Annotated in this window: 2 protein-coding genes; both read left to right on the top strand. The window is 73.0% G+C overall.

Going from position 1 to position 5,507, the window contains the following annotated elements; genetic code table 11:
- Positions 1–20 precede the first annotated feature (20 nt).
- A complete protein-coding gene (locus AB0E05_RS36300) occupies positions 21–5,222 on the top strand; it encodes an SDR family NAD(P)-dependent oxidoreductase (protein ID WP_361971867.1) in 5,202 nt (1,733 codons plus the stop codon).
- A 70-nt stretch (positions 5,223–5,292) separates the two neighbouring features.
- A partial coding sequence (locus tag AB0E05_RS36295) for a polyketide synthase docking domain-containing protein (protein ID WP_361971865.1) occupies positions 5,293–5,507 on the top strand: 215 nt, incomplete at its 3' end.

Below are 5,507 nucleotides of genomic sequence, written 5' to 3'. Positions count from 1 at the left end.
CGCCGCGTGAGGCGCTGGCGATGGACCCGCAGCAGCGGCTGCTCCTGGAGACCTCGTGGGAGGCGCTGGAAGCGGCCGGGATCGCCCCGGGCTCGCTGAAGGGCACGGACGTCGGGGTGTTCTCCGGCGTGTCCAGCCAGGGCTACGGCACCGGGGTGATCGCCCCGGAGGTCGAGGGCTTCGCGGGCACGGGTCTCGCGGGCAGTGTCGCGTCGGGCCGGGTGTCGTACGTGTTCGGCTTCGAGGGCCCGGCCGTGTCGATCGACACCGCGTGCTCGTCGTCGCTGGTCGCGATGCACCTGGCGGCGCAGGCGCTGCGGCAGGGCGACTGCTCGATGGCGCTGGCCGGCGGCGCGATGGTGATGTCGACGCCGGGTGCCTTCATGGCGTTCTCCCGGCAACGGGGGCTGGCCGACGACGGCCGGTGCAAGGCGTTCGCGGACGGCGCCGACGGAATGGGGCTCGCCGAAGGCGTGGGCGTCGTCCTGCTGGAGCGTCTGTCGGTGGCCCGCGAGCGCGGCCACCAGGTCCTCGCGGTGCTGCGGAGCAGTGCGGTCAACCAGGACGGCGCGTCGAACGGGCTGACCGCCCCGAACGGTCCGTCGCAGCAGCGCGTGATCCGCAAGGCGCTCGACGCGGCGGGCCTCGCCCCCACGGACGTGGACGTCGTGGAGGGCCACGGCACGGGCACGGCCCTGGGCGACCCGATCGAGGCGCAGGCACTCCTTGCCACGTACGGGCAGGGCCGTGACCCGGAACGGCCGCTGTGGCTGGGTTCGTTGAAGTCGAACATCGGTCATGCGCAGGCCGCCGCGGGTGTGGCCAGCGTGATCAAGGTGGTGCAGGCGCTGCGGCACGGCGTCATGCCGCCGACGCTGCACGTCCAGGAGCCGTCGAACCAGGTGGACTGGTCGGCGGGCGCGGTGGAACTGCTGACGGAGGCGCGGGAGTGGCCGCGCGAGGACCGTCCGCGGCGGGCGGGCGTGTCGTCGTTCGGCGTGAGCGGCACGAACGCCCATCTGATCCTGGAGGAGGCACCGGAGGAGCCGGTCTCCGAAGGGGTCGTCCCCGAAGGCGTGGTGCCGCTGGTCGTGTCCGCGCGGAGCCCGCGGTCGTTGGCGGACCAGGCCGGACGCCTCGTGGCGTTCGTCGAAGGCGCCGATCGCGAGGTCCCGCTGACGGATGTGGCCGGTGCGCTGGTGTCAGGCCGGGCCGTGTTCGGTGAGCGTGCGGTGGTGGTGGTGGGCTCGGCGGGGGAGGCGCTGGAGGGGTTGCGGTTGCTGGCGGCGGGGGAGGGGGGTCCGAATGTGGTGTCGGGCAGTGCGGGTGTGGCGGGCAAGGTGGTGTGGGTGTTCCCGGGGCAGGGTTCGCAGTGGGTCGGGATGGGCCGTGAACTCGTCGATTCCTCAACGGTGTTCGCGGAGCGGATCGCGGAGTGTGCGGCGGCTCTTGAGCCGTGGGTGGACTGGTCGCTCATCGATGTCCTGCGGGGTGAGACCGACCCGGGTCTTCTTGAGCGGGTGGATGTGGTGCAGCCGGCGAGTTTTGCGGTGATGGTGGGGTTGGCGGCGGTGTGGGCGTCGGTTGGGGTCGTACCGGACGCCGTACTCGGGCATTCGCAGGGGGAGATCGCTGCGGCGTGTGTGTCCGGTGCGTTGTCCCTGGAGGATGCGGCGCGGGTGGTGGCGTTGCGGAGTCAGGCCATTGCCACGGAGTTGGCGGGCCGTGGGGGCATGGCGTCGGTGGCTCTCGGCGAGGAGGAGGCGGCTGAACGTCTGGCGCCGTGGGCGGGCCGAGTGGAGGTCGCGGCCGTCAACGGGCCGACCTCCGTGGTGATCGCCGGCGACGCCCAGGCCCTGGACGAAGTGCTGGAGACGCTGTCCGGCGAGGGGGTCCGTACGCGGCGCGTGGCGGTCGACTACGCATCCCACACCCGTCACGTCGAGGACATCCGCGACAAGCTCGCTGAAGCCCTGGCCGGGATCGCCGCTCAGGCTCCGGTGGTGCCCTTCCACTCGACCGTGACCGGCAGTTGGGTGGAGGACGCCGGGGTGCTGGACGGCGCGTACTGGTATCGCAATCTGCGCGGTCAAGTGCGGTTCGGACCCGCGGTGTCCGACCTGCTCGGTCAGGGCTACGGGGTGTTCGTGGAGGTCAGCGCTCACCCCGTGCTGGTGCAACCGATCACCGAGAGCGTCGATGCCGCCGACAGCGCGGCCGTGGTGACCGGGTCACTGCGGCGCGAAGAGGGCGGCCTGCGACGGCTGCTGGCGTCCATGGCCGAGCTGTTCGTACACGGCGTCGACGTCGACTGGTCCGGGGCCGTGCCCGTACGGACCACGCCGGCGCGCGTGGCTCTGCCGACGTACGCCTTCGACCACCAGCACTACTGGCTCACACCGGGCGAATCGGCCACGGACGCGGCGTCGTTGGGACAGACGGCGGCGGATCACCCGTTGCTGGGGGCGGTCGTGCGGCTGCCGCACTCCGACGGCCTGGTCTTCAGCTCGCGCCTGTCGCTGCGCACGCACCCGTGGCTGGCTGACCACGCGATCGGCGGAGTGGTGATCCTGCCGGGCACCGGCTTGGTGGAGCTGGCGGTGCGGGCCGGGGACGAGACCGGCTGCGGGGTCCTCGAAGAGCTGGTGATCGAGGCACCGCTCGTCGTCCCCGAGCACGGCGGGGTCCGGGTGCAGGTCGCCGTGGGCGCACCGGAGGAGAGCGGCGCCCGCTCCGTCGAGGTGTACTCCCAGCGCGAGGACGGTGACAGTGCGGACGCGTGGACGCGGCACGCCACCGGTCTGCTGTCGGCCCCGGCCGGGGCGGACGGAGGCGGCAGCGGCTTCGACTTCGCGGCCTGGCCGCCGTCCGGTGCGCAGCCGGTCGGGATCGCAGACCTCTACGGCGGCCTCGTCGAGCACGGCTACGGCTACGGGCCGGCGTTCCAGGGCGTACGGGCGGTGTGGCGACGTGGCGAGGAGGTGTTCGCCGAGGTGGCGCTGCCCGAGGAGCAGCGCAAGGAGGCCGACAAGTACGGCATCCACCCCGCGCTGCTCGACGCGGCCCTGCAAGCCGGGACCTTCGGCGCGGCGGCGGACCCGGCGGCGGAGGAGCCCGGGGAGCCGGTGCTGGCCTTCGCGTGGAACGGTCTCGTGCTGCACGCTGCCGGGGCTTCCGCGCTGCGGGTGCGGGTGGCGCCGGCTGGTGCGGACGCGCTGTCCGTGCAGGCCGCCGACGAGACCGGCGGCCTGGTCGTGACGTTGGACTCGCTGGTGTCCCGGCCGGTGTCCGCGGACCAGTTGGCGGCGGCGCCGGACGCGGCCGACTCGCTGTTCGAGGTGGAGTGGACCGCATTGCCCCCGGCCCAGGGAACGGGCTCCGCGCTGTCGTGGATGTCCGTGTTCGCCGCCGACGACGTGACGATCCTGGCGGAGGAAGTGGCGTCGGGCGCGACCGTGCCGATGGCGGCCGTCCTCGAAGCCTTCGGCGGCGACGGTGACGACGCCGTACTGTCCCTGTCCGCAGGGGTGTTGGCGGTGGTGCAGGCATGGCTGGCCGGGGCCGGTCTCGAAGAGTCGCGGCTCGTGGTGCTGACGCGCGGCGCGGTGCCCGCCGGGGACGGCACGGTGACGGATCCGGCGGCAGCCGCGGTGTGGGGTCTCGTACGGGCCGCGCAGTCGGAGAACCCGGACCGGATCGTCCTGCTGGACATCGACCCGGCTTACGACGACGACGCGGGCTCCGTACTGGACGCGGCCCTCGCCTCGGTGCTCGCCACCGGTGAGCCGCAGCTCGCCCTCCGCGGCCCGGCGCTGTCCGTACCCCGGCTCGCTCGCGTATCGGAGCAAGCCCCGGACACGACAACGGCGTTCGGACCTGAAGGCACCGTGCTGGTCTCGGGCGCCGGATCGCTGGGCGCCCTGGTGGCCCGGCACTTGGTGGCCCGGCACGGGGTGCGGAGTCTGGTCCTGGCCAGTCGGCGGGGTGCGGACGCCGAGGGCGTACCGCAGTTGGTGGCTGATCTCACCGAGCAGGGCGCGGTGGTGTCGGTCGTGGCGTGTGACGTGTCCGACCGCCTTCAGGTGAAGGCGCTGTTGGCGGGCGTACCCAAGGCACACCCTCTGACGGGTGTGGTTCACACGGCGGGTGTGTTCGACGCCGGTGTGATCGGGGCGCTGAGCGCGGAGCGGCTGGAGAGGGTGTTCGCGCCGAAGGTGGACGCGGTGCGGCACCTCGACGAGTTGACCCGGGGTCTCGATCTCGCTGCGTTCGTCGTCTACTCGTCGGCGTCGTCCGTGTTCATGGGTGCGGGCAGCGCCGGATACGCGGCGGCGAACGCGTTCCTGGACGGGGCGATGGCGCAACGGCGGGCCGCGGGACTGCCCGGGCTCTCGCTGGCCTGGGGCCCGTGGGAGCAGGCCACCGGCATGGGGGACACCATCGACGACCTCACGAGGACGCGGATGAGCCGACGGGAGGGCCGCGGCGGAGTCCTCGGGCTCAAGGCCGGTGACGGCATGGAGCTGTTCGACGCCGCCGTGGCGTCCGGGCGGGCGCTGCTCGTCCCGGTCAAGCTCGACCTGCGGGAAGCGCGTGCGGACGCGGCCGGCGGCGGCGGGGTGCCGCCCCTGCTGCGCGGCCTCGTCCGCGCGGGCCGACAGCAGGCGCGGACGGCAACGGGCGCAGGCGGCGACCACCGGCAGCTGTCCGAGCGCCTGACCGGCCTGCCCGCGGCCGAGCGCACCAAGTTCCTGCTCGACCTGGTGCGTGCACAGGCCGCGGTCGTGCTCGGGCACACCGGCCCGGGGAGCGTCCGGCCGGACACGGCCTTCAACGACGCCGGGTTCGACTCCCTCACGGCGGTCGAACTGCGCAACCGGCTGCGCGAGACCACCGGCCTGAAGCTGCCCGCCACGCTCGTCTTCGACCATCCGACGCCGCTGGCCCTCTCCACCTACCTGCTCGGCGAACTCGCCGTCGACGGCGCGTCCCCCGTCGATCCCGTCCTCGCCGGGCTCGCCGGAATGGAGGCGGCCATCACGTCGGCGGCCGGCGACGACGATGCCCGTGACCGGATCACCGTACGCCTGCGGGAACTGCTGAAGGCGGCCGAGTCGGCGGGCAGCCGCGCCGAGGTACCGGAAGGCGACGAAGCGGCCGACGTGGACCTGGAGACCGCGAGCGACGAGCAACTGTTCGCCATCTTCGACCAGCTCGACTGAGCCGGATCCGCATCGCGTCGCGCCCCACCCACAGCAATCGCACACGTCGAATTCCTGGGAGCTGAATTCAGTGGCTGACGAGGCACAACTCCGCGACTACCTCAAACGAGCCGTCGCCGACGCCCGCGACGCCCGCAAACGCCTGCGCGAGGTCGAGGACCGGGCGCGGGAGCCGATCGCGGTCGTGTCGATGGCGTGCCGGTATCCGGGGGGTGTGTCGTCGCCGGACGAGTTGTGGCAGCTGGTGGTGGAAGGGGGCGACGCGGTCTCCGGCTTCCCGGACGA

The organism is Streptomyces sp. NPDC048057 (genome assembly GCF_040653095.1).
Classification (GTDB): Bacteria; Actinomycetota; Actinomycetes; order Streptomycetales; family Streptomycetaceae; genus Streptomyces.
Note: the sequence above shows the minus strand (reverse complement) of the source record. Positions and strands in the feature narration are given on the sequence as shown.